At 72.2% G+C, this 26728-nt stretch carries 22 protein-coding genes and 1 tRNA gene; 12 read left to right on the top strand and 11 right to left on the bottom strand.

Going from position 1 to position 26728, the window contains the following annotated elements; translation table 11 throughout:
- Positions 1–2 precede the first annotated feature (2 nt).
- Positions 3–911: an ATP-binding cassette domain-containing protein gene (locus BJY17_RS00570; protein ID WP_322789708.1), complete on the bottom strand. Its 909-nt coding sequence runs from the start codon at positions 909–911 to the stop codon at positions 3–5.
- Positions 912–1043: 132 nt separating this feature from the next.
- Between BJY17_RS00570 and BJY17_RS00565 the strand changes: the two genes are divergently transcribed.
- Positions 1044–2063: a TetR/AcrR family transcriptional regulator gene (locus tag BJY17_RS00565; RefSeq protein ID WP_322789707.1), complete on the top strand. Its 1020-nt coding sequence runs from the start codon at positions 1044–1046 to the stop codon at positions 2061–2063.
- Between the two features lie 47 nt (positions 2064–2110).
- Here BJY17_RS00565 and prmC read toward each other — a convergent pair whose 3' ends face one another.
- On the bottom strand, positions 2111–2995 hold the full coding sequence (prmC, locus tag BJY17_RS00560) for a peptide chain release factor N(5)-glutamine methyltransferase (RefSeq protein WP_179549654.1): 885 nt from the start codon (positions 2993–2995) through the stop codon (positions 2111–2113).
- Between the two features lie 86 nt (positions 2996–3081).
- On the opposite strand from prmC, the gene cysK reads away from it, so the two are divergent.
- Both cysK and epsC read left to right on the top strand, forming a co-directional pair.
- Positions 3082–4017 carry a cysteine synthase A gene (gene cysK / locus BJY17_RS00555; RefSeq protein WP_179549653.1) on the top strand — a complete coding sequence of 312 codons (936 nt, stop codon included), beginning with the start codon at positions 3082–3084 and terminating at the stop codon, positions 4015–4017.
- 86 nt (positions 4018–4103) lie between these two features.
- Entirely contained in the window at positions 4104–4682 is a 579-nt protein-coding gene (epsC, locus tag BJY17_RS00550) for a serine O-acetyltransferase EpsC (protein WP_179549652.1), read from the top strand.
- A gap of 98 nt (positions 4683–4780) precedes the next feature.
- On the opposite strand, the gene prfA is transcribed toward epsC, so the two are convergent.
- The 8 genes from prfA to BJY17_RS00510 form a co-directional block, all read right to left on the bottom strand.
- Positions 4781–5857 (bottom strand): peptide chain release factor 1, encoded by a 1077-nt coding sequence (gene prfA / locus BJY17_RS00545; protein ID WP_074261274.1) that lies wholly within the window; start codon positions 5855–5857, stop codon positions 4781–4783.
- Positions 5858–5864: 7 nt separating this feature from the next.
- Complete coding sequence (gene rho, locus BJY17_RS00540) at positions 5865–8051, bottom strand: transcription termination factor Rho (RefSeq protein ID WP_179549651.1); 2187 nt, start codon at positions 8049–8051, stop codon at positions 5865–5867.
- Between the two features lie 429 nt (positions 8052–8480).
- The gene (gene thrB, locus BJY17_RS00535; RefSeq protein ID WP_179549650.1) at positions 8481–9449 is read right to left on the bottom strand and encodes a homoserine kinase; all 969 of its coding nucleotides are present in this window, start codon (positions 9447–9449) and stop codon (positions 8481–8483) included.
- Positions 9446–10546 carry a threonine synthase gene (gene thrC / locus BJY17_RS00530; RefSeq protein ID WP_322789706.1) on the bottom strand — a complete coding sequence of 367 codons (1101 nt, stop codon included), beginning with the start codon at positions 10544–10546 and terminating at the stop codon, positions 9446–9448. The genes thrB and thrC overlap by 4 nt, the downstream gene beginning before the upstream one ends.
- Positions 10543–11853: a homoserine dehydrogenase gene (locus BJY17_RS00525; RefSeq protein WP_179549649.1), complete on the bottom strand. Its 1311-nt coding sequence runs from the start codon at positions 11851–11853 to the stop codon at positions 10543–10545. The genes thrC and BJY17_RS00525 overlap by 4 nt, the downstream gene beginning before the upstream one ends.
- Entirely contained in the window at positions 11850–13274 is a 1425-nt protein-coding gene (gene lysA, locus BJY17_RS00520) for a diaminopimelate decarboxylase (RefSeq protein ID WP_179549648.1), read from the bottom strand. The genes BJY17_RS00525 and lysA overlap by 4 nt, the downstream gene beginning before the upstream one ends.
- 211 nt (positions 13275–13485) lie before the next feature.
- Positions 13486–14535, bottom strand: a complete 1050-nt coding sequence (locus BJY17_RS00515; RefSeq protein ID WP_179549647.1) for an LmeA family phospholipid-binding protein — start codon at positions 14533–14535, stop codon at positions 13486–13488.
- A gap of 26 nt (positions 14536–14561) precedes the next feature.
- A complete protein-coding gene (locus BJY17_RS00510; RefSeq protein WP_179549646.1) occupies positions 14562–16235 on the bottom strand; it encodes an arginine--tRNA ligase in 1674 nt (557 codons plus the stop codon).
- A gap of 39 nt (positions 16236–16274) precedes the next feature.
- Here BJY17_RS00510 and BJY17_RS00505 point away from each other — a divergent pair, with 39 nt between their 5' ends.
- The 9 genes from BJY17_RS00505 to BJY17_RS00465 all read left to right on the top strand — a co-directional run bounded on the left by BJY17_RS00505 (position 16275) and on the right by BJY17_RS00465 (position 25796).
- Positions 16275–16898 carry an iron ABC transporter ATP-binding protein gene (locus BJY17_RS00505; RefSeq protein ID WP_179549645.1) on the top strand — a complete coding sequence of 208 codons (624 nt, stop codon included), beginning with the start codon at positions 16275–16277 and terminating at the stop codon, positions 16896–16898.
- Between the two features lie 16 nt (positions 16899–16914).
- Positions 16915–18096 (top strand): ROK family transcriptional regulator, encoded by a 1182-nt coding sequence (locus tag BJY17_RS00500; RefSeq protein ID WP_179549644.1) that lies wholly within the window; start codon positions 16915–16917, stop codon positions 18094–18096.
- A 65-nt stretch (positions 18097–18161) separates the two neighbouring features.
- Positions 18162–18234, top strand: a tRNA-Arg gene (locus BJY17_RS00495).
- Between the two features lie 156 nt (positions 18235–18390).
- Complete coding sequence (locus BJY17_RS00490) at positions 18391–19848, top strand: ATP-binding protein (RefSeq protein ID WP_179549643.1); 1458 nt, start codon at positions 18391–18393, stop codon at positions 19846–19848.
- An 89-nt stretch (positions 19849–19937) separates the two neighbouring features.
- Positions 19938–21947: a TPM domain-containing protein gene (locus BJY17_RS18700; protein ID WP_179549642.1), complete on the top strand. Its 2010-nt coding sequence runs from the start codon at positions 19938–19940 to the stop codon at positions 21945–21947.
- 90 nt (positions 21948–22037) lie between these two features.
- Complete coding sequence (locus BJY17_RS00480) at positions 22038–22775, top strand: PspA/IM30 family protein (RefSeq protein WP_179549641.1); 738 nt, start codon at positions 22038–22040, stop codon at positions 22773–22775.
- A 91-nt stretch (positions 22776–22866) separates the two neighbouring features.
- The gene (locus BJY17_RS00475) at positions 22867–23718 is read left to right on the top strand and encodes an arginase family protein (RefSeq protein WP_179549640.1); all 852 of its coding nucleotides are present in this window, start codon (positions 22867–22869) and stop codon (positions 23716–23718) included.
- 81 nt (positions 23719–23799) lie between these two features.
- The gene (locus BJY17_RS00470) at positions 23800–25320 is read left to right on the top strand and encodes a dihydrolipoyl dehydrogenase family protein (protein WP_179549639.1); all 1521 of its coding nucleotides are present in this window, start codon (positions 23800–23802) and stop codon (positions 25318–25320) included.
- Positions 25317–25796: a Fe-S oxidoreductase gene (locus BJY17_RS00465; RefSeq protein WP_246303626.1), complete on the top strand. Its 480-nt coding sequence runs from the start codon at positions 25317–25319 to the stop codon at positions 25794–25796. Before BJY17_RS00470 ends, BJY17_RS00465 begins: the two co-directional genes overlap by 4 nt.
- Here BJY17_RS00465 and BJY17_RS00460 read toward each other — a convergent pair.
- Positions 25759–26697: a siderophore-interacting protein gene (locus tag BJY17_RS00460; protein ID WP_179549638.1), complete on the bottom strand. Its 939-nt coding sequence runs from the start codon at positions 26695–26697 to the stop codon at positions 25759–25761. The two genes, BJY17_RS00465 and BJY17_RS00460, sit on opposite strands and share 38 nt — an antisense overlap.
- Between the last annotated feature and the right edge of the window lie 31 nt (positions 26698–26728).

Below are 26728 nucleotides of genomic sequence, written 5' to 3'. Positions count from 1 at the left end.
GGTCACTTCGATTCGATGAGCTCGGGGGCGGATGTCGCAGCGCCCGCGGTGATCGCGAGGAACACGTCATCGAGGCTCGGACGGCGGATGGACACCTGCGACCCCTCGACGGCTGCGGCCGGCGAGTGGTCGAGCAGGTCGATGGCGGCGCGGAGTCCGTGCACGCTGCCGTCGGTCGGCAGTTCGAGCAGCAGCTCGCCGTCGACGCCGCGGAGCTCGACGACGTCGCCGCCGATGCGCGCCTTCAGCTCGTCGGCGGTGCCCTCCGCGGCGATGCGGCCCCGGTCGAGCACGGCGATTCGGTCGGCGAGCCGGTCGGCCTCCTCGAGGTACTGCGTCGTCAGGAAGACCGTCGTGCCCGCCTTGGTGAGCGAGCGGATCACGTTCCAGAGCTCCTGGCGGCTGCGCGTGTCGAGGCCCGTGGTCGGCTCATCGAGGAACAGGATCGGCACGTCGACGACGAGGCTGAGGGCGAGGTCGAGACGTCGGCGCATGCCGCCCGAGTAGGTGCCGAGGCGTCGGCGCGCGGCATCCGTCAGATCGAATCGTTCGAGCAGTTCGGCGGCGCGGTCCCGTGCCTGCTGGCGGCCGAGTCCCGAGAGCCGGCCCATCATGACGAGGTTCTCGGTGCCGGTGAGCACCTCGTCGACGGCGGCGGACTGCCCGGTGAGGGCGATGCGCTGCTTCACCTCCTCGGGCGACGCTGCGACGTCGAAACCCGCGACCCGCGCGATGCCGGCATCGGGCTTCACGAGCGTCGTCAGGATGTTGATGGTGGTCGTCTTGCCGGCGCCGTTCGGGCCGAGCAGGGCGAACACCGAGCCCGCGGGCACGCTGAGGTCGAGGCCGGCGAGCACGTCGGTCGCCCCGAACCGCTTGCGGAGCCCGTGGGTGGCGATCGCGACTGACACGGATCTCTCCTGTTCTCTCGTCTGCGCCTGCACTCCTGTGCGTATGGCGCAAACTGTTTATGTGATGCACTGTTGTTTAAGTAATACACAGTTCTAGACTGTCGTCAACACCTTCTCGAGAACGGACCCCCTGTGAGCCCTGAGCGTGTGAGCCCCGAGCGACGCGATCCCGAACTCCCCCGAGGTGTGGCCCTCGCCTGGGGCGTCGCGGCGAACCCGCAACGCGGGCCCAAGCGGGAGCTCTCGATCGAGCGCATCGTCGACGCCGCCATCGAGATCGCCGACGCCGAGGGGATCGGGGCGGTGTCGATGAGCCGGGTCGCCGCGTCGCTCGGCTTCACGACGATGTCGCTCTACCGGTACGTGACCAGCAAAGACGACCTGATCCTGCTCATGCAGGAGGGTGCGGCCACGCCGCCCGTGCCCGACGAGACGGTCGAACGCGGCTGGCGCGCCGGCGTCACGGCGTGGGTGCTCGCGATGCGCGCCGCCTACCGCGAGCACCCCTGGCTCGTCGACATCCCGATCTCGGGTGCGCCGATCACGCCCAACAGCCTGCTCATCGTCGACTGGTTCCTGCGAGAGGTGCGCGCACTCCCCCTCAGCGACGGCGAGAAGATGTCGACCCTGCTGCTGCTCACGAGCTACGCGCGCGCCACCGGCGCACAGGAACGCGACATCGGTGCCGCAGCAGCAGCAGCGGCAGACCCGGCGGATGTCACGGGGGCGAACTACTTCGAGGCGCTCGCCGAGCTCGTGACCCCCGAACGGTTCCCGTACCTGAGCCCGTTGCTCGCCGCCGGCGGATACGTGGCGGAGCCCGGCGCGGAGCCCCATCCCGACGACGCCGACGACGACTTCTCGTTCGGCCTCGAACGCATCCTCGACGGCATCGAGTACCACGTGGGCCGGGTCGAGTCGGGCGACAGCGCCGGCGACATCGCGGCGGAGCCCCTGCCTCCGGCACTCGAGCTGCCCCGCGACAAGCAGGTGCGCGAGGCGGCGAAGGCCCGACGCGAAGCCGAGAAGGCGCTGCGCGAGGCGCAGAAGCGCGAACGCGAGGCGATCAAGCACGCCCTCGAACGAGAGAAGCACGCGCTCGAGCGGGAGAAGCTCGCTCGGGAGAAGGCGGAGCGGGCGAAGAAGGAGTAGCGCTCCGGCGCTCAGCCCTCAGCGGGCGGTGCGCACCGCCCGGGCGCTCAGCGCACGGCCGAGGTGGCCCGATCGCGGGTCGTGAGGTCGCGATGGTGCGCGATCGCCCGCCAGCCGTCGGCCGCGAGGATCTCGGCGATCGCCGCCGACTGCTCCTCGCCGTGCTCGATCACGAGCGCGCCGCCCGGACGCAGCAGCGCGAGCGCGCGTCGGGAGAGCACTCGAACCACATCGAGGCCGTCGGCGCCGCCGTAGAGCGCCAGCTCGGGGTCGTGGAGGCGCACCTCGGGGTCGCGCGGCATGTCGCGGAGCGGCACGTACGGCGGGTTCGAGACCACGACCGCCACCCGGCCGTCGAGTTCGGGCAGGGCATCGGCGAGGTCGCCGAAGACCAGCTCGAGATTCGGGGCGGCCACCTCGGCGACGTTGCGCCGCGTCCACACGAACGCCTCGGGCGACTTCTCGACCGCCCACACCCTCGCGTGCGGCACCTCGGTCGCGAGCGCGAGCGCGATGGCGCCGCTGCCCGTGCCGAGGTCGACGCCGATCGGCTCGGGCTCCGCCGCGGAGGCGAGCGCGTCGATCGCGAGCTGGGCGACCTGTTCGGTCTCGGGTCGCGGCACGAAGACGCCGGGGCCGACCTGGAGGTCGAGGTTGCGGAACGCCGCACGGCCCGTGATGTGCTGCAGCGGCTCGCGCAGGGCACGACGCGCGACGAGCGAGGCGAGTGCCGCGGCATCCGCTTCGCCGACCTCGGCGCCGACCACAATGCGCGCCTGCACGGCGCCGCGCGAGAGGCCGAGCACGTGTCCGATCAGGAGGTCGGCATCGACCTCGGGATCGGGGACGCCGGCGGAGGCGAGCGTCGACACCGTCTCGTCTCTGATCTCGCGCAGGGATCGCGCTCGGGCGTCGGGGGTCGTCGTATCCACGCAATGGAATGTAACGCACTCGCCTCCACGGGAGCCGAAGCCTAGGCTGAGGCCGTCGTCCACCACCTGACCCGAGAGGCAAGCCCATGGCGCAGATCTACGAGAACATCACCGAGGTCGTCGGTCGCACTCCGCTCGTGCGCCTCAACCGGCTGACCGAGGGCGCCGGTGCGACGGTGCTCGCCAAGCTCGAGTTCTACAACCCCGCCGCGAGCGTCAAGGACCGCATCGGCGTCGCCATCATCGACGCGGCCGAGAAGTCGGGCGAACTGACCCCGGGCGGCACCATCGTCGAGGGCACGAGCGGCAACACCGGCATCGCGCTCGCCCTCGTCGGCGCTGCACGCGGCTACCGCGTGATCCTCACCATGCCCGAGACGATGAGCGTCGAGCGTCGCGTGCTGCTGCGCGCCTACGGCGCCGAGATCGTGCTCACCCCGGGCTCCGAGGGAATGAAGGGCGCGGTCGCGAAGGCCAACGAGATCGTGGAGGCCACGCCCGGCGCGATCCTCGCCCGCCAGTTCGAGAACGAGGCGAACCCGGCGATCCACTACGCGACCACCGGCCCCGAGATCTGGGCCGACACCGACGGCGGCGTCGACATCCTCGTCTCCGGCATCGGCACGGGCGGCACCATCACGGGCGCCGGCCGCTACCTCAAGGAGCAGAAGCCGGCGCTCACGGTCGTCGCCGTCGAGCCGGCCGACTCCCCCATCCTCACGCAGGGCACCCCCGGTCCCCACAAGATCCAGGGCCTCGGCGCCAACTTCGTGCCGGACGTGCTCGACCGCGAGATCTACGACGAGGTGATCGACGTCGCCACGAGCGACGCCATCGCGACCGCACGCGCCCTGGCGACCGACGAGGCCATCCTCGGCGGCATCTCCTCGGGCGCAGCCGTCTGGGCCGCCCTCGGGGTCGCGAAGCGCCCCGAGAACGACGGCAAGACCATCGTCGTCATCGTGCCCGACTTCGGTGAGCGGTACGTCTCGACCGTGCTCTACGAAGACCTGCGCGACTGAGCGACCGCGAGCGCCCGGCGCAACGTCGATTCGTTGCCCGGGCGCTCGGTGCATGCGATCGACGTACGGACTGATTGACTATCCACGTGACCTTCTTCCGAGCACTCCGCGAGGACATCGCGACGGCGCGCGCGCACGACCCCGCCTCCCGCGGAAGCCTCGAGGTGTTCCTCGCGTACTCCGGCCTGCACGCCATCTGGGGCTACCGACTCGCCCATGCGCTCTGGCGCAGCGGACTGCGCCTGCCAGCTCGCCTCGTCTCGCAGCTCGTGCGCTTCCTCACCGGCGTCGAGATCCACCCCGGCGCCACCATCGGTCGCCGGTTCTTCATCGACCACGGCATGGGCGTCGTCATCGGCGAGACGGCCGTCATCGGCGACGACGTGATGCTCTACCACGGCGTCACCCTCGGCGGGAAGGCCGCCCGCGGCGCCGACCGCGGGGCGAAGCGGCATCCGACGCTCGACGACGGGGTGACCGTCGGCGCCGGTGCGAAGGTGCTCGGCGACATCACGATCGGCGCGTGGAGCGCGATCGGCGCGAACGCCGTCGTCACCAAGGACGCCCCGGCGCACTCGCTCGTCGTCGGCATCCCCGCGACGTTCAAACCGCTCTCGCACGAGACGGCCGACGCCGCACGCGGCATCCACGACTGGCACATCTGACGTCGACCGAGTGCCTGAGCGCTCGGCCGGCGACCGCACCCGAACGAACGGATGCCCCGGACACTCGAGGTGTCCGGGGCATCCGTCTCGTCGCTGCGCTACTGGTCGCCGAGGTGAGCCAGTCGAGCCTCCTCGTCGGCCTGGATGGCCGACTCGATGATCGGTTCGAGCGCGCCGTTCATGACCTGGTCGAGGTTGTAGGCCTTGTACCCGGTGCGGTGATCGGCGATGCGGTTCTCGGGGAAGTTGTAGGTGCGGATGCGCTCCGAGCGGTCCATGGAGCGGATCTGCGACTTGCGGGCGTCCGACGCCGCGGCCGCGATCTCCTCCTGCTGACGCGCGAGGATGCGGGCGCGGAGCACGCGCATCGCGGCCTCGCGGTTCTGCAGCTGCGACTTCTCGTTCTGCATCGACACCACGATGCCCGTGGGCAGGTGGGTGATGCGCACTGCGGAGTCGGTGGTGTTGACCGACTGGCCGCCGGGGCCCGACGAGCGGTAGACGTCGATCTTCAGGTCGTTCTGGTTGATGTCGACCTCTTCGGGCTCATCGACCTCGGGGAAGACGAGCACGCCCGTCGTCGAGGTGTGGATGCGCCCCTGCGTCTCGGTGACGGGCACGCGCTGCACGCGGTGCACGCCGCCCTCGTACTTGAGGTGCGCCCAGACGCCCTGCGACGGGTCGGTCGCGTTCGACTTGATCGCGACCTGCACGTCCTTGTAGCCGCCGAGGTCGGACTCGTTCTGATCGAGGAGCTCGATCTTCCAGCCCTTCGACTGCGCGTACTGCATGTACATGCGGAGCAGGTCACCGGCGAAGAGGGCGCTCTCGGCGCCGCCCTCACCGCCCTTGATCTCCATGATCACGTCACGGCCGTCGTCGGGGTCGCGCGGGATCAGGAGTCGGCGGAGCCGCTCCTGAGCCGTCGCGAGACCCTCTTCGAGCGCGGGCACCTCATCGGCGAACGCCTCGTCCTCCTTCGCGAGTTCACGCGCGGCGGCGAGGTCGTCTTGCGCCTCGAGCCACGCCGAGTGCGCGGAGACGATCCGGCTCAGCTCGGCGTAGCGCCGGTTGACCTTCTTCGCCCGCGCGGCATCGGCGTGGAGCGCCGGGTCGGCGAGCTCCTCTTGCAGCTTCGCGTGCTCGGCGAGCAGGCTCTGGACGGACTCGAACACGGATGCCTCAGCGGTGGTCGGTCTCGTGCCCGTGCGAGTTGCCGTGACCGGTGGCGACCGGCATCGACTTCTGCATGAGCATGAGGAACTCGACGTTCGACTGCGTCTCCTTCAGACGACCGAGCACGGCTTCGAGCGCCTGCTGCTGCTCGAGGCCGGCGAGGGCGCGGCGCAGCTTCCAGGTGATCTTGACCTCGTCGGCCGAGAGCAGCATCTCTTCGCGGCGCGTGGACGACGCGTTGACGTCGACCGCCGGGAAGATGCGCTTGTCGGCGAGCTGACGCGAGAGACGCAGCTCGGAGTTGCCGGTGCCCTTGAACTCCTCGAAGATCGCCTCGTCCATCTTCGACCCGGTCTCGACGAGCGCCGTGGCGAGGATGGTCAGCGAGCCGCCGTTCTCGATGTTGCGCGCAGCGCCGAAGAAGCGCTTCGGCGGGTACAGCGCCGAGGCGTCGACACCGCCCGAGAGGATGCGACCGGATGCCGGTGCGGCCAGGTTGTACGCACGGCCGAGGCGCGTGATCGAGTCGAGCAGCACGACGACGTCGTGACCGAGCTCGACGAGGCGCTTCGCGCGCTCGATGGCGAGCTCGGCGACCGTCGTGTGGTCTTCGGCCGGACGGTCGAACGTCGAGGCGATGACCTCGCCCTTCACCGTGCGCTGCATGTCGGTGACCTCTTCGGGGCGCTCGTCGACGAGCACGACCATGAGGTGGACCTCGGGGTTGTTGATCGAGATCGCGTTGGCGATCTGCTGCAGCACGATCGTCTTGCCGGCCTTCGGAGGCGCGACGATGAGGCCGCGCTGGCCCTTGCCGATCGGTGCGACGAGGTCGATGATGCGCTGCGTGAGCTTGGTGGGCTCGGTCTCGAGGCGCAGGCGCTCCTGCGGGTAGAGCGGGGTGAGGCTCTGGAACTCGACACGGGCCGCAGCCTCGTCGGTCGTCTGACCGTTGATCGAGTCGACCTTCACGAGCGCGTTGTACTTCTGACGGCTGTTCGAGTCGTTGTCGCGCGGCTGCTTGATGGCGCCGACGACCGCGTCGCCCTTGCGCAGGTTGTACTTCTTCACCTGGCCGAGCGAGACGTAGACGTCGCTCGGGCCCGGGAGGTAGCCGGTCGTGCGCACGAACGCGTAGTTGTCGAGCACGTCGAGGATGCCCGCGATGGGGATCAGCACGTCGTCGTCGAGGATCTCGGGCTCGAGCTCGTCGCCCATGCCCTGGCCACGACGCTTGCGGTCGCGGTAGCGGTTGCGACGGCCGCCTTCGCCGTCGAGCTGTGCCTGGCCGTCACGCGCCTGGCCGTCACGGGTCTGGCCATCGCGAGCCTGCCCGTCACGTGCCTGGTTGTCGCGAGCCTGGTTGTCGCGAGCCTGGCCGTCACGGCCACGACCCTCGCCCTGCTGCTTGGACTTGTCGGCGTCGCCGCCCTGGCGGGGCTCGCCGGAACGGCCGCCCTGCTCGTCGCCCTTGCGGGCCTGCTCGCCGTTCTGGCGGTCGTTCTGACGACCGCCCTGGCGCTCGCCCTGCTTCTGCTCGGTCTTCTGGGCGTCGTCGCCGCGCTCGGCACGGTCGCCGCGCTCGCCACCGCGACGACCGCGGTTGCGGCTGCGGCCCTGACGGGGCTCTTCGGAGGCTGCGGCGTCGCCCTCGCCTTCGGCGGGCTTGGGGCCGCGTGCGCCCTCACCGGTCGCCGCGGCGAGCTCTTCGCGCACCGCGGCACGTGCCGCCTCGCGGGCGTCGTCGGTCTCGGTCGCCGGGGCGGCGTCGGGCACGAGGCCGACACCCGCGCCGCCGGCGTTGACGTGCTGCACGGCGGAGGTGGTCGCGCTCGTGGCACGACGCGGCTGACGGCGCTGACGTGCCGGTGCGGCGGCGGCGGCGGGCGCTTCGGCCGCCATGTCGGGGGCTGCGGTCTCTGCGGGAGCCTCGGTCGCAGCGGGCACGTCGAGTTCGACGGGAGCGGGCTGCTCGGCCACCGGGGCCTCGAAGGGCTCAGCCGGTGCGGCGTCGCCACCGCCGGCCGCCGAGGCCTGGTGCTCGGAGATCAACTCCACGAGTTCTCCTTTTCGGCGCTTCGATCCGCCCGCGAGGCCGAGGGATGCGGCGAGCTCCTGGAGCTCGGCGACCTTCATGGTGGACAGGCGGGCGGTGTTGGCCACGCGGTCGGCGTGGTCGGTTCCGTTGGTCACTGGGTATGTTCCTTTCCCCTGTCGCAAGAGTTGCGGATTCAGGAGAGCTGATCGCTGGCACGAGCGATGCCGGTGCGCACGAAGGCGCAGACACGCGCGAGAGCGAAAGCAATAGATTGCCGGGAATTGCACGAGCGAGCTGGGACGCGAACAGTGCGCCACCTGCCGGGTGCGTGGTCAGTCTACCATCACCGGACCGTTCGTCCCGCCACGCGACGCGCCTGTGGAGAGGATGCCGCGTGGCGATGTTCGCCGTGCGTTCAGCGCTCTGCCGCAGTGGGCGGTGTCACCACGAGCGGAGGCTGCCGCCTTGCGCTCTCCGGTCTCCCGCGAGGGGCGGCGTCACCATGAAGGGTCTGCCGCAGACGCTTCGCGGCGCTGGAGCGCCGCGGAAGCTGGGGCTGCCGCCTTTCGCGACGGTCCAGACCGCTACGCGTTCTGAACCGTCGCGCCCTTGAAGTCGACGGCGAGCGGCAGGGCCTGCCAGGCGGTGTCAGCGGTGGCCTCGACGAGGGCGATGGCGGCGGCGCGTTCGCTCGGGTCGCTCGCGAGCACGAGGATCGACGGCCCGGCACCGGAGACGACCGCCGGATGCCCCGCCTCGCGGAGCACTCGGATGAGCCGATCGGTCTCGGGCATGGCTGCGGCACGGTAGTGCTGGTGCAGCTTGTCCTCGGTGGCCTGGAAGAGCAGCTCGGGGCTCTGGATGAGCGCGGCGACGAGCAGCGCCGAGCGCGAGACGTTGAACACCGCGTCTTCGTGCGGCACCGACTCGGGCTGCAGCGAACGGGCCAGCGCCGTCGACATCTCGTGCTCGGGCACGAGCACGAGCGGCGAGACGCCGCGGTGCACCATGAGCTTCTTGTGTCGCGGGCCCTCGGGCGTCACCCACGCGATCGTCAGCCCGCCGAAGAGGGCGGGGGCCACGTTGTCGGGGTGCCCCTCGAGCTCGGTGGCGAGATCGAGCAGCTCGTCGGCGCTGAAGTCGACGATGCCCTCGAGCAGCCCCTTCGCGGCGACGACGCCGGCGACGATCGCGGCGCCCGACGAGCCGAGGCCCCGGCCGTGCGGGATGACGTTGTGCGCCACGAGCCTGAGCGCCGGCATCGGCACGCCCGCGCGGGCGAAGGTGTGGGCGATCGCCCGTACCACGAGGTGCGACTCGTCGAGCGGCACCTCGCCCTCGCCGACGCCGTGCACCTCGATCTCGAGCCCAGGGGCGTCCTGCACCGAGGCATCCGGCACCGAGACCTCGAGCTCGTCGTACCTGGCCAGCGCGAGCCCGAGCGTGTCGAAGCCGGGGCCGAGGTTCGCCGAGGTCGCCGGCACCTTGACGATGACGTGGCGGCCGTTCAGCGACGTCGCGACGTCGCCGGAGGCGGCGACCGCAGCGCTCATGAGCCGAGTCCGAGCACCGAGGCGATCTGCGCCGTGTCGACCGGCACGATCGTCGGCTGCACGTCGGAGCCGTCGGCGGTGCGGAGCGCCCACTGCGGGTCCTTCAGGCCGTGGCCGGTGACGGTGAGCACGACCCGCGCGCCGGCCGGGATGACGCCGGCGGCCGAGCGCTCGAGGAGGCCCGCGACCGAGATGGCCGACGCGGGCTCGACGAAGATGCCGACCTCTGCCGAGAGGATGCGCTGCGCCTCGAGGATCTTGTCGTCGTCGATCGCGCCGAAGTAGCCGTCGGTCTCGTCGCGCGCCTGCAGGGCGAGCTCCCACGATGCCGGGTTGCCGATGCGGATGGCGCTCGCGATGGTGTCGGGGTCCTTCACCGGCTCGCCGCGCACGATCGGCGCGGAGCCCGAGGCCTGGAAGCCGAACATCCGCGGCATGCGCGTGGCGTTGCCCGCGGCGATGTCTTCACGGTAGCCGCGCGTGTACGCGGTGTAGTTGCCGGCGTTGCCGACGGGGATGAAGTGGAAGTCGGGCGCGTCGCCGAGCACCTCGACGACCTCGAACGCGGCGGTCTTCTGCCCTTCGATGCGGTCGTTGTTGACCGAGTTCACGAGGTGCACCGGGTAGTTCGCCGCGAGGTCGCGGGCGATGTCGAGGCAGTCGTCGAAGTTGCCCTGCACCTGCAGGAGCTCGGCGTTGTGCGCGATGGCCTGGCTGAGCTTGCCCATCGCGATCTTGCCCTCGGGCACGAGCACCGCGGCCTTGATGCCGGCGTGCGTGGCGTAGGCGGCGGCCGACGCGGAGGTGTTGCCGGTCGACGCGCAGATGACGACCTTGGCGCCGTGCTCCACGGCCTTCGTGACTGCCATGGTCATGCCGCGGTCCTTGAAGGAGCCCGTGGGGTTCATGCCCTCGAACTTCACCCAGACGTCGGCGCCGGTGCGGGCCGAGAGCGCGGGCGCCGGCAGGAGCGGCGTGCCGCCCTCGCCGAGCGTGACGACCGGGGTCGCGTCGGTGACGTCGAGCCGGTCGGCGTACTCGCGGATGACTCCGCGCCATTGACGCGAGTTGGCCTTGGGGGTGATGGGGGTGTTCACACTGCTCCTTCGACTCGGAGGACGGACGCGACGGATGCGACGACGGGGCTCTGAGCGAGGGCGGCGACGGTCTCGGCGAGCGCGGACTCCTTCGCCTCGTGCGTCCCGATGACCAGCGTAGCCCGCTCGGAGCCCTCGCTGACGGTCTGCTGCAACTGCTCGACGGAGACGCCGTGGTCGGCGAACGTGTGGGCGATCTGCTCGAGCACGCCCGGTTCGTCGGCCACCTCGAGCGTGATGGCGTAGCGCGTGGTGATGCGGCCGATCTCGAGCACGGGCAGCGCCGCGTGCGTCGACTCGGCCGTGCCCGGGCCGCCGATGACATGGCGGCGGGCGATCGCGACGAGGTCGCCGAGCACGGCGGAGGCGGTCTGCACTCCCCCGGCTCCGGCACCGTAGAACATGAGGGGCCCGGCAGCGGAAGCCTCGACGAACACGGCGTTGTTCGCGCCGTGCACGGCGGCGAGCGGGTGGCTGCGCGGCACGAGCGCCGGGTAGACCCGCGCCGAGACGCCCTCTTCGCCGGTCTCGGCGTCGGTCAGCCGTTCGCAGATGGCGAGGAGCTTCACGACGTAGCCCGCGCGTCGCGCGGAGTCGACCTGCTCGGCCGAGACGCCGGTGATGCCCTCGCGGTGCACGGCCTCGACGGGAACGCTCGTGTGGAACGCGAGGCTCGCGAGGATCGCGGCCTTCTGCGCCGCGTCGTAGCCGCCGATGTCGGCGGTCGGATCGGCCTCGGCGTAGCCCAGCTCCGTCGCCGACGCGAGGGCGTCCTCGAGCGAGGCGCCCGTCTGGTCCATGCGGTCGAGGATGAAGTTCGTGGTGCCGTTCACGATGCCGAGGATGCGGTCGACGCGGTCGCCCGCGAGGCTGTCGCGCAGCGGCCGGATGATCGGGATGGCACCGGCGACGGCCGCCTCGTAGGAGAGCTGCGCGCCCACCTGCTCCGCGGCGGCGAAGAGCTCGGGTCCGTGGTTGGCAAGCAGCGCCTTGTTGCCCGTGACGACGTCGGCGCCCGACGCGATCGCCTGCAGCACGAGTGTGCGGGCGGGCTCGATGCCGCCCATGAGCTCGATCACGATGTCGGAGCCGAGGATGAGCGCGTCGGCGTCGGTCGTCAGGAGCTCCCGCGGCAGCTCGGCGTCGCGCTTGGCGTCGACGTCGCGCACGGCGATGCCGACGAGCTCGATGCGGGCGCCGATGCGCTGGGCGAGCTCGTCGGAGTGCTCGAGCAGGAGGCGTGCCACCTGGGAGCCGACGGAGCCCGCTCCGAGCAGGCCCACTCGGATGGAGCGGTACTCGATCATGCAGGGTTCCCTTCGATGGCGCGGTCGTACCCGGCGGATGCCTCGAGCCCGGCGTCCCGGGCGAGCAGCTGCGCCTCGGTCTCGCCGTGCACGATGACGCGCGCCACGCCGTCGCGCACTGCGACGACCGGCGGCCGGGGCACGTGGTTGTAGTTCGAGGCGAGCGACCAGCAGTAGGCGCCGGTGGCCGGCACGGCGAGCAGGTCGCCCGGTGCGACGTCGCCCGGCAGGTACTCGGCGTCGACGACGATGTCGCCGGACTCGCAGTGCTTGCCCGCGACCCGCACGAGGGCGGGCGCCGCGTCGGAGGCGCGCGAGGCGATGCGGGCCGAGTACTCGGCCCCGTAGAGCGCGGTGCGCGCGTTGTCGCTCATGCCGCCGTCGACGGAGACGTAGTGACGCACGCCGCCCTCGATCGGCACGGGCTTGATCGTGCCGACCGTGTAGAGCGTGACGCCCGCGGGGCCGATGATCGAACGGCCGGGCTCGAAGGCGAGCTTCGGCACGGGCACGCCGTGCTCGCGGCATCCGTTCGCGACGGCCGCGACGATGCCCCGCGCGATCTCCTCGATCGGGGCGGGCTCGTCGACGGCGGTGTAGGCGATGCCGAAGCCGCCGCCCAGGTTCAGTTCGGGAACGGGGGCGGCCTGCGAGAGCTCCGCGTGCACGGCGAGCAGTCGCTCGGCCGACTCGGCGAAGCCCGCGGCGTCGAAGATCTGCGAGCCGATGTGGCAGTGCAGGCCGAGGAACTCGAGCGAGGCGTGCGAGCGGATTCGGGCGCCGAGTTCGACGGCGCGGGCGAGCGGCACACCGAACTTCTGGTCTTCGTGCGCGGTCGCGAGGAACTCGTGCGTCGAGGCGTGCACGCCGCTGTTGACGCGGAGCCGCACGGGCTGCACCCGGCCGGCGCGCGCCGCGGCATCCGCGACCCGATCGATCTCGATCTCGCTGTCGATGACGATCACGCCGACGCCCACGGCGACGCCGCGCTCGATCTCGGCGAGCGACTTGTTGTTGCCGTGGAAGCCGATGCGGGCAGGGTCGGCGCCCGCTGCGAGCGCGACGGCGAGTTCGCCGCCGGTGCACACGTCGACCGCGAGGCCCTCGTCGGTCACCCAGCGCACGATCGCCCCGGAGAGGAACGCCTTGCCGGCGTAATAGACGGTCACAGTCGTGCCGATGGATGCCGCGGCGTCGTCGAACGCCCGCTTCGTGCGGGCGGCCCGTGCCCGTGCCTCGGCCTCGTCGACGACGTAGAGCGGAGTGCCGAACTCTGCGGCGAGCGAGGCCGCGTCGCGGCCGGCGATCACGAGCCGGCCGGCCTCATCGCGCGCGGCGGTCGACGGCCAGACGAGCGGCGCGAGCGCGTTGGCGTCGTCGGGCACGCCGAGCTGACCGGGGGCGGGTGCGGTGGATGCCACGGGGGAACCTCACGGACGAAAGACGATTGCATGGATCGCTCGCGGCGAGCGAACCCGGATCGGTTCCTGAAGCCTGCTGTGCGCGTCGACCTTGTGGGTCGGCGTACCGCGAGTCTACCGAGGCGTGCATGCCGAGCCGAATCGGCCCGTCGCGCGCCCCGCACGGCGGAGCCGGGAGTCGGCTCCGCGGCGCGGCGGTGCCGGGCGGGGTCTACCCGCACGTGCCCTTCTGCTCGAGGCTCGCGGAGTCGAGCACGAGACCGTCGGCCTGGAGCCGGATCGCGGCGGCACCGGGCGCCACCGCGATCGACTCGAGCTGCACGCCCTCGGGCAGCCGGTCGGCGATGCAGATCTCGAGCGGGTCGCCGCCGAGGAGGCGCTCGATGACACCCGACACGTCGATCGACGCGCCGACCGCGCCCACCTCGACGCCTTCGGGTTCGAGCAGCACCGAGTCTCCTGCTGCGACGGGGGTGGCCGTCACCTGGTACGTGATCGGCAGGCCGAAGATCTCGATGCGCCCCTCGTAGCCGACGGTGCCGTCGCCGAGGGTGAGCCCGGTCTCGACGCCGGCGACGGTGATGAGCTGGTTGATCGAGTCGGCGTCGGCCGTGATCGTCGCCGTCAGCTGGTCGACGGGGGTCTCGAGATCGACCGGCAAGCCCTCGGCGACGACGGAGACGGCGATGGGTGCGCCCTCGACGGTCATCTCGGGCGCGTCGAGTTCGACGTGCTGCATCGTTCCCGAGAGGTACTGGCCGATCACCGAGAACCCGCCGATCGCCACGGTGACGTCGCCCTCGACGCCGTCGGGCAGGTTGGCCTCGATCTCCTCGGCGACCCGCTGCTCGGCGATGCCGCGCGCGACGATGTCGGCCACGACGACGAGCGCCACGACCACCGCCAGCACGATGCCGACGACGATCCAGATGCGGGCGGCGCGTCCGAGCCGCCGGCGTTCGCGGGGCTCGTCGGCATCGGTCGGACGCGTGGTGGCGGTGGCACCGGCGGCCGCGGCGGACGCGCCGGCGGCGGCACCCGCGGCCGTATACGGTTCGATCACCTCGGTCGGCTGCTCGTCCGAGGCATCCGTCTCGATGACCAGGGTGTCGCCCGACCCGTCGTCGCCGGTCTCGACGACCGCCGTCGGCTGCGCCTCGCCGGTCTCGTCGGTCTCGCCGGTCTCGTCGGTGCCGACCGGCTCGACCGGCCCGGTCGTCTCGGCCTCGCCCGCGCCGTGCTCGTCGCCGTGCTTCGCCATGGGGGCCTCCGGATCGGGGTGGTGGGTCACATGCGTTCGGGTGCCGACACGCCGAGCAGCTCGAGGCCGTTGCGGATGACCTGGCCCGTCGCGTCGTTCAGCCAGAGCCTCGTGCGGTGCAGCTCGCCGATCGGCTCCTCGCCGAGCGGGAGCACCCGGCAGTTGTCGTACCAGCGATGGTAGAGCCCTGCCAGCTCCTCGATGTAGCGAGCGACGCGATGCGGTTCGCGCAGCTCCGCCGACTGGGCGACGATGCGCGGGAACTCCTGCAGCGCGCCCAGCAGCGCCGACTCGGTCTCGTGCGTCAGGAGCTCGGGCGCGAACGACGAGCGATCGAGACCGACGGATGCCGCGTTGCGATCGACCGCGCACGTGCGGGCATGGGCGTACTGCACGTAGAAGACGGGGTTGTCGTTCGTGCGGCGCTGCAGGATCTCGGGGTCGATCGTCAGCGGCGAATCGGCGGGGTACCGGCCGAGCGTGTAGCGCAGCGCGTCGGTGCCGAGCCAGGCCTGCAGGTCGTCGAGCTCGATGATGTTGCCGGCGCGCTTGGAGAGCTTCGCGCCGTTGATCGACACGAGCTGGCCGATGAGCACCTCGACGTCGCGCTCGGGGTCGTCGCCCGCGGCGCCGGCGAGTGCCTTCAGACGGTGCACGTAACCGTGGTGGTCGGCGCCGAGCAGGTAGATCTTGTGACCGAAGCCGCGGTCGCCCTTGTCGAGGTAGTACGCGGCGTCGGCTGCGAAGTAGGTGTAGACGCCGTTGCCGCGGCGGATGACCCGGTCCTTGTCGTCGCCGAAGTCGGTCGTGCGCACCCACACGGCGTCGTCGAGGTCGAAGACGTGGCCCTGGGCCCGCAGCCGCTCGACGGCCGTGTCGATGTCGGAGAGGCCGTCGTCGCCCTTCGCGTGCAGGCGGCGTTCGCTCGTCCACACGTCGAAGTGCACGTTGAACCGGGCGAGCGAGTCGCGGATCTCGGCGAGCTGCAGCTCGTAGGCGATCTCGGTCGCGGTGTGCAGCGCCACGGCGTCGTCGAGCTCGAGGAGCTTCGGCTCGCGCTCGAGCACCTGTCGTGCGAGCTCGCCGATGTAGGCGCCCGGGTAGCCGCCCTCGGGGGTCGGCTCGCCCTTCGCCGCGGCGAGCACGGATGCGCCGAAGTTCTCCATCTGGTTGCCGGCGTCGTTGATGTAGTACTCGTTGGCGACTTCGGCGCCCGCGGCGCGGAGCACCCGGCCGATCGAGTCGCCGAGCGCGGCCCAGCGGGTGTGGCCGATGTGCAGCGGCCCGGTGGGGTTCGCCGAGACGAACTCGAGGTTGATGACGCTGCCGGCGAGGGTGTCGCTGGTGCCGTAGCCGGCCCCCGCCTCGACGATGGTCTTCGCGAGCGCACCCGCGGCCGCGGCATCGAGCCGGATGTTGATGAAGCCCGGGCCCGCCACCTCGGCGCTCGCGACGCCGTCGACGCCGGCGAGGCCGGTCGCGAGTTCGGTCGCGAGTTCGCGCGGGTTCACGCCGAGCGGCTTCGCGACGCGCATCGCGACGTTCGAGGCCCAGTCGCCGTGCTCGCGGTTCTTGGGGCGCTCGAGCGCGACGTCGCTCGCCGTGAGGTCGAACGCGATCTCGTCGCCCGCAGCGCGACGTCGCTCGACGATGGCGAGGACGAGGGCGTACAGGGCGTGCGAAAGATCGGCGGGAGTCACCCGCAAATCCTACCCGCCGCCATTGATAAGGTTCGTCACATGCTGCGCTCGTCCCGTCTGTCCCGCACCCGTCCCGCCGCCATCGCACTCGTGGTCGCGGCATCCGCGATGCTGCTGAGCGGATGCAGCGGCGAAGCGGCCGACCCCGGCGCGACGACCGCCGCGCCGCAGGCCAGCGAGACGCCCATCGAGACGACTCCGGCCGAGCCGACCGAGACCGCAGAGCCACCGGTGCCGTTCGCGATCGAGTGCGACGAGCTGCTGACTCCCGATCAGGTCTACGCGTTCAACCCGAACTTCGGCGCCGCCCCCGACTTCGCACCGTCGGGCGACCATCTCGTCGCCGTGGTCGAGGACGAGGCCGGAACGGCGTGCGGCTGGGTGAACCAGACGAGCGGCGATCTCATCGAGGTCGGCGTCGCGACGCCCCCCGAGGCCGCGCTGCTCGCACACCAGAGCGATGCCGCCATGAACTCCACGCCCGTGCCCACCTACGGGACCCCGCCCGAGCTCGAGGGCTACTTCACCCAGGCCGACGGCAGCGGAGAGGCGCAGATCTTCAGCGGTCCGTACTGGATCGTGATCCGTTCCGCGGCGCTCTTCGAACCCGGCGACGCCGGCAAGCTCGTCGCCGACGTGCTCGGCAACCTCCCCGCCGCCTGACGCGAGCGCAGCGACGATGAGATCAGCACAGGGAACGCCCTCGTGGCTCGGGGCGGTCAACGATCGCGTCGGACTCTCGGCGCTGCTCGACCACGGACCGCTCACGCGCAATCGCATCTGCGAACTCGTCGGAGTGTCCAAACCCACCGCCTCGATGATGATGAACCGGCTGATCGCCGCCGGCGTGATCGAGGAGCGCGGCCAGGTCGCCGGCAACCCGGGCCGCAGTGCGACGCTCTACGCGGCCCGCACCGACCGACCGCTCGGCGTCGCGATCGTGATCGAGGCCGATGAGCTCCGTGCCGCGGTCGTCGACGCCGCCGGCGGGGAACGGCCGATCGTGCGCACTCCGCTCTCCCGCGACCCGGCCGACCGGGACGCCGTGCGCGAGGTCGCCGCGGCGATCCGCGACGCGAGCGCCGCCGCGGGAACCGACCCCTCGGTCGTGCACACCGTCTGCATCGGCACGGCCGGCTACGTCGACCCGGGCGAAGAGGGCACGCTCTTCAGCGAGACCCTCCCCGGGTGGCCCGTCAGCGGCCTGCGACGCATCCTCGAGGCCGAACTCGGCGTCGCCGTCTTCGTCGAGAACGACGTGAACCTCGCCGCGATCGCCGAACGCCAGTCGGGCGCGGGCGAGGGACGCGACGTGTTCGCACTGCTCTGGCTCGGCAACGGCGTCGGCGCGTCGTTCGACGTGGCCGGCGACCTGCATCGCGGCAGCTTCGGCGGCGCAGGCGAGATCGGCTTCCTCCCGTTGTCGGCCGCCGCCCAGGCCCTCGACGAGCACGCCGTCACGAGCCAGGACCTCGCCGGCGCCGTGGCCGTGCGCCGTATCGCGGCCGCCCACGGACTCGACGACGCCGATCACCGCTCGGCACTCGACGCGATCGCCGCGAGCCCCGAGCGCGCCGCGATCGTCGAGGAGATCGGAGCGCGCGTCGCGCACGTCTCGCTGCCGCTCCTCGCGACGCTCGACCCCGGCCGGCTCGTGCTCGCCGGCCCCACGGCGATCGTCGGCGGCCAGCCCCTCGCCGAGGCGGTGGAGCGCGGCATCCGCAGCATCAGCCGCTGGTACCCGGAGGTCGTCGCGACGCGCATCGACCACGACCCCGTGCTGCACGGCGCACGCGCGTTCCTCACGGCGAAGGTGCGCGACGACCTGCTCGGCACGGTCGCCCGCCTCAGCCTCTCCTGAGCCGCCTCGCCGCCGCCCGACGGGTCGGGCACGACCGCGCGAAGTGGTAATGTCTCTAGCTGTGCGCCTCCGTAGCTCAGGGGATAGAGCGCCGGTTTCCGGTACCGTAGGTCGGGGGTTCGAATCCCTCCGGGGGCACGTAGCAAGTGGTGGCGTCGGCGCTTCGCGCCGATGATCCAGCACACGATTCGAGAAGCCTCGGCCGGCGGCCGAGGCTTTTCTCGTCCGCCCGGCACGACGCGCGACGCCCGTAGACTCGGCTGGTCTCACCCGTCGACGAGGAAGGCCCCGCGCATGCACGCCGGCACCGGAGCTCTGCAGCCCATCGCATCGCCCCTCGGCTGGATGAACCCGTGGAGCTTCGACCGGCTCCTCCCCTTCCTCGTCGTCGGCGTCCTGCTCGTCGGCATGATCGTGTTGCGCATGCTCGACGCACGGGCGAAGCGGGACCGACTCGCGCCGCCCGCCGCGCGAGCTGGCCAGGCGCCGCAGGCCGTCGGGCTCGAGGACCTCGAACGCCGCGCCGGGCTCGCGCTCGTGGCATCCGACGACCGCGTCACGGCCGCCGCCGCGGAGATCGACTATGCAGGAGCGCTCGACGGCGACGAGGTCGCCGCCGTGCTGCGTTCGGCGCACGCGAAGGCACGGGAGCAGCTCGCCGAGGCGTTCGCGCTGCAGCGCGACGCCGGCCTCACGACCGCCCCGGAGTCCGAGCGTCGTGCCGCATACGAGCGGATCCTCCGACTGACCGACGCCGTCGACGCCGCCCTCGACCGCGACCGGCGATCGCTCGAGCGGTTGCGCGCACTCGGCGCCCGCGCCGTCGAGGAGCGCGAGGCGCTCGTCGCCGCGCTCGCGGCGACCGAACGCGACGTCGCCGGCTCGACCGCCCGAGTCGCCGACGCGGCCGGCCGTTACGCAGCCGAAGCCCTCGACCCCGCGGTGACGGCCCTCGCCGACGCCCGCACCGCCCTCGGCGAGGTTCGCGCGACGCTCTCGGCTCCCGCCGCGGCGGCGCCCGGCACCGCTGCGGCAGTGCACCTCACCTCGGCCCGAGCCGAGCTCCACGACGCGGCCGATCGGGTCGCCGCCGCCGACGCGCACGTCGCCGCGCTCGCGGCGGGCGACCTCGCCGTCGCCGACGCCATCGCCGCCCTCGAGCGCGACATCGAGGTCGCCCGCGCCATGGACAGCGCTCGCCTGAGTTCCGTCGCCGACGACTTCGCCGTCGAGGCGACGGCCATCCGCGAGGCGCTCGCGGCGGCCGGCCGCGACCCCATCTCGCTCGGCCGGCGGGTCGTGCGGGCGGATGCCGCGATCGATGCCGAGATCCGCGCCGGTGCGAACGCCGGTGCGCTGTCGCAACGCGTGCTCGCCGAGCGGTCGAGTGCGCTCGCCTCCGCCCGGATGCTCGTCGGCACGGCCGAGCACGCCCTCGCGGCCGAACCCGTCGACGCCGCCGCCCGCATCCGCCGCGACGAGGCGGTCGCACTGCTCGCCGAGGCGCGCGACCTGCTCTCGGCGGCGACGCGCCCCGAGCTCGCCCCCGGCGATGCCCGCGAGCAGGCCGATGCCGCGGCGCATCTCGCGCGCCGGTCGTTGGCGATCGCTCGCGACGATGCCGCCGGCACCCCGGCCTCGGGCGGGCGCCTCTTCGATCGCGCGGCAGGCGGCGACGGGTTCTTCGCAGATCTCGTTGCGGGCCTCCTCGAGCGCGCCGATGAGCGAGGCGGCGCAGCTCGCGACGGCTGAACTGACACGCTCTCCAGACCATGGACGAGGCGCGGCGCCTCCCCATAGACTCGGGTTCGTCCGCTCGGACGGGGGAAAGGCACTGGTGCATGCGCGCAGTACGCAAGTGGTCCACGACTCTCGCGATCGTCGCAGGGGTGCTGATCGGAACCGGCGCGACCGGGCTCGCATGGGCTGAAGACCCCGTCTCGTTCACGACCTCCCCCGTCGTCGACACCGCCGGCGTGCTCGGCGACGAGACCGACGACGTCGTCGCCGCGCTCGATGCCGCCGCCGACCGCAGTGGGCGCCAGCTCTTCGTCGCCTACGTCGACGAGTTCACGAACCCCGCTTCGGCGGCCGACTGGGCCGACGAGACGGCCATCGCCAACAACATGGGCAGTGAGGACTACCTGCTCGCCGTTGCGGTCGACGGCCGCGCCTACTACCTCTCCGCAGCGAGCGACGCCTCGATCTCCCCCGACGAGCTCGACCGCATCAGCGTTCAGGTCATCGAGCCGAACCTCCGTGACGAGGACTGGGCGGGCGCGGCGATCGCGGGCGCGAATGCGATCGCCGACGGATCGGCGGGCGGCGGCGCGGGCGGCGGCAGCGGCGGCTGGGGCTTCGTCTGGTTCATCGTGATCGCCGCGATCGTCGTCGTGATCATCGCGATCGTGCTCGCCCGGCGCAAGAGGAAGCGCGCTGCAGGCGGCGAGGTCGGTGCCGGTCAGGTGCCGCTCCCCTCGATCGAGGAGCTGCGCCGCCAGGCGGGCAGCGCCCTCGTGCAGATCGACGACGCGGTGAAGACGAGCGAAGAGGAGCTCGGCTTCGCCGTCGCCTCGTACGGCGAGGCCTCGACCGAGTCGTTCCGCGCCGCGCTCGACGCCGCGAAGGCGAAGGTCGCCGAGGCGTTCACGCTGCAGCAGCAGCTCGACGACGCCACGCCCGATACCGAGAGCGAGCGCCGCGAGTGGTACGGCGGAATCCTCCGCCTCGCGGCCGAGGCCGACGCCATCCTCGACGAGCAGGCCGCGCAGTTCGACGAGTTGCGCGCCCTCGAACGCGACGCCCCCGCCCAGCTCGCGCGGGTGCAGGAGGAGGCGACCGCGGCCGAGGCGACCATCGCGCCGGCGGAGCAGCGCCTCGTCGCGCTCGGAGCGCAGTACGCGGCATCCGCCACCGCCCCCGTCGCCGACAACCCGACGCAGGCGCGATCGCGCATCGGCTTCGCCCGCGAGGCGCTGGCCGCAGCGAGCACGGATGTCGCGGCGGGCGACGCCGCCCAGGCCGCGGTCGGCATCCGCGCCGCCGAGGAGTCCGTCGACCAGACGACCCTGCTGACGACCGCCGTCGAGCGGCTCGCCGCCGATCTCGCGGCCGCCGACACCGCCGTCGCCGCGGGCGTCGGCGAACTCGACCGCGACGTCGCGACCGCTCGCGGCCTGCAGAACGCCGAGGCGTCCGCGGTCGCCGATCGAGTGGCCGCGGAGTCGGCGGCGCTGCGTGCGGCGATCGGCGTACCGGGGCGCGATCCGATCGCGTTGCAGGCGAAGCTCGAGCAGGTCGACGCCGAGATCGATGCCGTGATCCAGAGCGTGCGAGATGCCGCCGAGCAGGCCGCCCGCGTGCAGGCGCAGCTCTCCCGGTCGCTCACGACCGCGCGGTCGCAGGTGCAGGCCGCCGAAGACTACCTCGTCGCCCGGCGCGGGGCGATCGGCGCCGAGGCGCGCACCCGCCTCGCCGAGGCCGGTCGGCTACTCGTCGAAGCGCAGGGCGCCGCGACGACCGACCCCGCAGCCGCGCTCACGGCCGCGCAGCGGGCCGAGCGGCTCGCGGCGGAGGCCATGTCGTTCGCGCAACGCGACGTCGGCGGGTACGGCGGCGGCATGGCCGGCTACGGCGGCACCGCCGGAGGCTCGTCCGGCGGAGGCGACGTCCTCGGCGCCGTGCTCGGCGGCATCCTCATCAACTCGGTCCTCGGCGGCGGGGGCGGTGGCGGCTTCGGCGGCGGGCGTTCCTCGGGCGGCTTCGGCGGCGGGCGCAGCAGCGGCCGCTCCGCCGGCAGCTTCGGCGGCTCCGCGACCCGGTCGCGGCGCGGGAGCGGAGGCCGATTCTGAGCCTCCCGACGAACCGCCGGGCCGCCGACTGATCTCCGACCGACCTCGAACCGGTACGACCGAACCCTGATCACCACGAAAGGAACGACCATGGCAAAGCAGTCCATCTTCGGACGGATCTCGCAGCTCGTGCGAGCCAACATCAACAACCTCATCGACCAGGCGGAAGACCCGCAGTTGATGCTCGACCAGATGGTGCGCGACTTCACGAACGCGATCGCCGACGCCGAGGCCGCCATCGCCGAGACGATCGGCAACCTGCGCCTCCTCGAAGACGACCACCGCGAAGACGTCGAAGCCGCGCGCGAGTGGGGCGAGAAGGCCGTGGCCGCAAGCCGCAAGGGCGACGAGCTGCGAGCCGTGGGCGACGCGTCGGGCGCCGACAAGTTCGACAACCTCGCGAAGGTGGCTCTCAGCCGCCAGATCTCCTCCGAGAACGAGGCCAGGTCGGCCGAGCCGCAGATCGCCGCGCAGACCGAGGTCGTCGACAAGCTGAAGTCGGGCCTGAACGGCATGAAGGAGAAGCTCGTCCAGCTGCAGAACAAGCGCTCCGAGCTCGTCGCCCGTGCGAAGACCGCCGAGGCGCAGAAGCAGGTGCACGACGCCGTCAAGTCGATCGACATCCTCGACCCGACGAGCGACATCGGCCGCTTCGAAGACAAGATCCGTCGCGAGGAGGCGGTCGTGCGCGGCCAGGCGGAGCTCGCGGCGTCGAGTCTCGATGCGCAGTTCAACGAGCTCGACGACCTCGGCGAGCTCACCGAGGTCGACGCCCGACTCGCCGCGCTGAAGGCCGGCGGCTCGAGCCGGGGCGCCATCGGCGGCTGATCGACCGGTCCGTTCTGCGGGTCGAGCCGGTCGAAACCTCACGGGGACTCGACAGGCTCGACCCGCAGTGGAACGCGAGATACTTGGGAACATGCCCGCAACGTTCGTGGTGGTCCCGCTCTGGCAGGGATCCGTCTCCTCCCGCGCCATGAGCCACGCCGACGGCGCCGAGGCCATCCGCGGCGACCTCCCGAACTCCTCGACCGTCATGGTCGAGGTACCGGTCGAGGCGGGCGAGTCGCTCGGCACCGGCGTGCAGCGGTACAGCACGCTCCTGCGCGTGCACGAGCGCACGACCGCAGCGCTCTCGCATCTGCCCGACTGGGCGCTCACGATCGGCGGCGACTGCAGCGCCTCGCTCGCCTCGGTCGCCCATGCCTCGGCGCGCGCGGCCGGTGACCTCGCCGTGCTCTGGCTCGACGCGCACCCCGACCTGAACACCCCCGCGGCCTCGCCGTCGGGCGGGTTCGGCGGCATGACGCTGCGGGCGATCACCGGCGAAGGGGCTGATGGGCTCGCCCTCGGTCCCGAGACCCGTGTCCCGCCCGAACGACTCGTGCTCGGCGGCATCCGCGCCATCGACGACGAGGAGAGCCGGTTCATCGAGGCGCACGACGTGACGGCGCTCACCGTGGAAGACCTCTCGGACCCGTCGCTCGTGATCGCCGCCCTCGAGGCGACGGGCGCGTCGCAGGTCTTCATCCACATCGACCTCGACGTGCTCGACCCGGCGGAGCTCGCCGGCCTCTCGTATCCCATGCCGTTCGGCATCGGCGTCGCCGAGCTCGTCGCGCTCGTGCGGGCCGTCGCCGCGCGCTTCCCGCTCGCCGGCGCGGCGATCGCGGGCTTCGCGCCGGCGTCGCCGCAGTCGGCCGACGACGACCTGCCGACCATCCTGCGCCTGATCGGCGCGCTCACCTCGGGCGGCGCCACGCCCCGTTGATCGTCTCCACGCCGGCTCCCACTTCTGCCTAGGCTGGGGATCGGGCCGTCGGCACGTGCCGGCGCACCGGAGGGGAACGGGATGGAACGCGAAGTCGACGTCATCGTCATCGGCGGAGGGCCGGTCGGAGAGAACGCCGCCGACCGGGCGCGCGCCGCCGGACTCGAGGTCGTGCTGGTCGAACGCGAGCTCGTGGGCGGTGAGTGCTCCTACTGGGCGTGCGTGCCATCGAAGACGCTGCTGCGGAGCGCGGCCGCACTCCGCGCCGCCCGACGCGTCGACGGGGCGGAACAGGCCGTCACCGGCCGACTCGACGTGCAGGCGGTGCTCGCCCGGCGCGACTACTGGGTCTCCGACTGGAGCGACCAGGGCGGCGCCGACTGGCTCGAGAGCATCGGCGTCGGCCTCGAACGCGGTCACGGCCGCCTCGACGGCGTGCGACGCGTGGTCGTCGAACGCGCCGGCGGCGAGGCGGTCGTGTACCGAGCCCGTCATGCGGTGATCGTCGCGACCGGGTCCGATCCCGTCATTCCGCCGATCGACGGCCTCGCCGAGGCCGCACCATGGACGAGCCGCGAGGCCACGAGCGTCACCGAACCGCCGGCGAGGCTCGTGGTCATCGGCGGCGGGGTCACCGGGGTCGAGATGGCGACCGCGTTCGCCGGGTTCGGCACCGAGGTCACGGTGCTCGCCCGCAGCGGCCTGCTCGGCACCATGGAGCCGTTCGCCGGCGAGGCCGTGGCGAAGGGGCTTCGGGAGCTCGGCGCATCCGTTCGCCTCGATGCCGCCGTCGAGCGCGTCGAGCGCACCCCGTCGGGCGAGGTCGTCGTCACCCTCGACGACGGCGAGACGATCACCGCCGACGAGGTGCTCGTCGCCACCGGGCGCCGGCCCCGCTCCGAACGGCTCGGACTCGAGACGGTCGGCCTCGAACCCGGCGACTGGGTCGCCGTCGACGACACGATGCTCGCGACGGGCGCCACCGGCAACGACGCCGCGCCGTGGCTCTACGCGGCGGGCGACCTCAACCACCGCGCCCTGCTCACGCACCAGGGCAAGTACCAGGCGCGAGCCGTGGGCGACCTCGTCGCCGCTCGCGCCGTCGGCGGGCCCGAGCAGACGGCACCGTGGGGTGCGCACGTCGCGACGGCCGATCACACGGCCGTGCCGCAGGTCGTGTTCGCCGAGCCCGAAGCCGTCTCGGTCGGCGTCACCGCCGCCGAGGCCGAGCGCGCTGGGCACGAGGTGCGCATCGCCGACGTGTCGTTCTCCTCGGTCAGCGGTGCCGGCATCCTCGCCGACGGCTACGAGGGGCAGGCGCGGCTCGTCGTCGACGCCGAGCGCAACACGGTCGTCGGAGCGACCTTCGTCGGTCAGGACGTCGCCGAGCTCCTGCAGTCGGCGACCATCGCGATCGTCGGCGAGGTGCCGATCGACCGGCTCTGGCACGCCGTGCCGGCGTTCCCGACCATGAGCGAGGTGTGGTTGCGACTGCTCGAGGCGCTCGGCAGGCCGGGGTCGTCGGATGCCGCGGCGCCCGGCGATGCCGGCCGGGCCGACCACTCCGGCGCACGCACCGACGACGCCGGGTCCGCAGCATGAGCGGCGGCGTGGGTGACGCCGCCGCCCCGGACACGAGCGGCGGCGCGACCGCTGATCGGCCCGAGCGCTCGGGCGACGGAACGCTCCGCATCCGCCTGACCGACTCCCCCATCAGCCGCCTCGGCTACTGGTGGGCGACCGCCGTCGGCTTCACCTGGGGCTTCATCTGGAGCACCGGCAGAGTCGAACGCCGCCACGGCCTCTTCGTCTTCACGGGCATGCCGAAGTGGACCTTCGGCCGGGGCGGCTCGTGCGTCGGCGGCTGCTACCTCACGAATCGCAACATCGGGGAGCGCGTGCTCGGCCACGAGGCCGTGCACAAGGAGCAGTGGCTGAAGTACGGCATGCTCTTCCCGCTGCTCTACCTCGTCGCCGGGCGCGACCCGCTGAAGAACCGCTTCGAGATCGAGGCGGGACTCGAGGCGGGCGGCTACCTGCCTACCCCTCGGCGCGCCCGAGCTTCCAGTACCCCATGAACGCGACCCGGCGCCGATCGACGCCGATGCCCTTCACGAGGTGGCGACGCAGGGTCGTGATCGCCGAGGCCTCGCCCGCGAGCCAGGCGTAGAGCCCGCCGTCGTCGGTGGCGGCGGGCACCTCCCAGAGGATCTCGTCGTCGTCGAGCGCCGGCAGCTCGCGAGCCGCAGCGGGGGCGGCGGCCGGAACCGCTGCGGCCGCGGGATCTGCCGCGACCCAGGCGTCCGCCCATCCGGTGACGGCGTCGACGAGTCGGGCGCCGTACTGGGTCTGCCCCGCCTGCGCGCTCGCCGCGTCGCCGCGCGACAGCCAGTGCACGTCGACGCCCGCGGGCGCGCGCAGCTCGAGCACATCGCCCGCCTCGGGCACCTCGAGGAACACCGCTCCCCGCGCATCCGCGGGCAACTGCTCGAGGATCGCGCCGACCGCGGGCACCGCCGTCTCGTCACCCGCGATGAGCAGTGTGCGCGCCGCGCCGGGCTTCCACTCCCACCCGCCCGACTCCTCGTCGCTCGTCGCATCGGGGCCGATGATCAGCATGCGGTCGCCGATGGCCGCCGCCGCGATCCAGCGCGACGCCGGCCCGCTGTCGCCGTGGGCGACGAAGTCGACGTCGAGCTCCCCGAGCGCGGGGCGCGACGAGCGGATCGTGTAGGTGCGGATCGGGTTGCGACGGTCGTCGGGCAGCGCGCGCCACGACGCGTACCAGTCCCCCTCGAACGGAACGTCGTCGAACCCGCTCGTGGCGAGCGGGAGCACGACCTTGATGCGCTGATCGGGGCCGTCCCAGCCGAACTCCCGCAGGTCGTCGGAGCGGAAGGTCACGCGCACGAAGTGCGGCGACATCCGCTGGATCTCGGCGACACTCGTGTCGAACACTCGGTATCCGGGCTTGGCCATGCGAAGTTCTCCTGTCGGAAGGGCGAAGGGT

The sequence above is a fragment of the Agromyces hippuratus genome (assembly GCF_013410355.1).
Taxonomy (GTDB): Bacteria; Actinomycetota; Actinomycetes; order Actinomycetales; family Microbacteriaceae; genus Agromyces; species Agromyces hippuratus.
The sequence above is the reverse complement of the archived record's forward strand: the minus strand, read 5'-3'. Positions and strand labels throughout refer to the sequence as shown.

Coding starts and splice junctions, on each gene's coding strand:
- cysK (WP_179549653.1), top strand. CDS start 3,082: ATGGCGCAGATCTACGAGAACATCACCGAGGTCGTCGGTCGCACTCCG.
- thrB (WP_179549650.1), bottom strand. CDS start 9,449: ATGAGCGCTGCGGTCGCCGCCTCCGGCGACGTCGCGACGTCGCTGAAC.
- BJY17_RS00525 (WP_179549649.1), bottom strand. CDS start 11,853: ATGATCGAGTACCGCTCCATCCGAGTGGGCCTGCTCGGAGCGGGCTCC.
- BJY17_RS00515 (WP_179549647.1), bottom strand. CDS start 14,535: ATGGCGAAGCACGGCGACGAGCACGGCGCGGGCGAGGCCGAGACGACC.
- BJY17_RS00505 (WP_179549645.1), top strand. CDS start 16,275: ATGCTGCGCTCGTCCCGTCTGTCCCGCACCCGTCCCGCCGCCATCGCA.
- BJY17_RS00500 (WP_179549644.1), top strand. CDS start 16,915: ATGAGATCAGCACAGGGAACGCCCTCGTGGCTCGGGGCGGTCAACGAT.
- BJY17_RS00490 (WP_179549643.1), top strand. CDS start 18,391: ATGCACGCCGGCACCGGAGCTCTGCAGCCCATCGCATCGCCCCTCGGC.
- BJY17_RS18700 (WP_179549642.1), top strand. CDS start 19,938: ATGCGCGCAGTACGCAAGTGGTCCACGACTCTCGCGATCGTCGCAGGG.
- BJY17_RS00480 (WP_179549641.1), top strand. CDS start 22,038: ATGGCAAAGCAGTCCATCTTCGGACGGATCTCGCAGCTCGTGCGAGCC.
- BJY17_RS00475 (WP_179549640.1), top strand. CDS start 22,867: ATGCCCGCAACGTTCGTGGTGGTCCCGCTCTGGCAGGGATCCGTCTCC.
- BJY17_RS00470 (WP_179549639.1), top strand. CDS start 23,800: ATGGAACGCGAAGTCGACGTCATCGTCATCGGCGGAGGGCCGGTCGGA.
- BJY17_RS00465 (WP_246303626.1), top strand. CDS start 25,317: ATGAGCGGCGGCGTGGGTGACGCCGCCGCCCCGGACACGAGCGGCGGC.
- BJY17_RS00460 (WP_179549638.1), bottom strand. CDS start 26,697: ATGGCCAAGCCCGGATACCGAGTGTTCGACACGAGTGTCGCCGAGATC.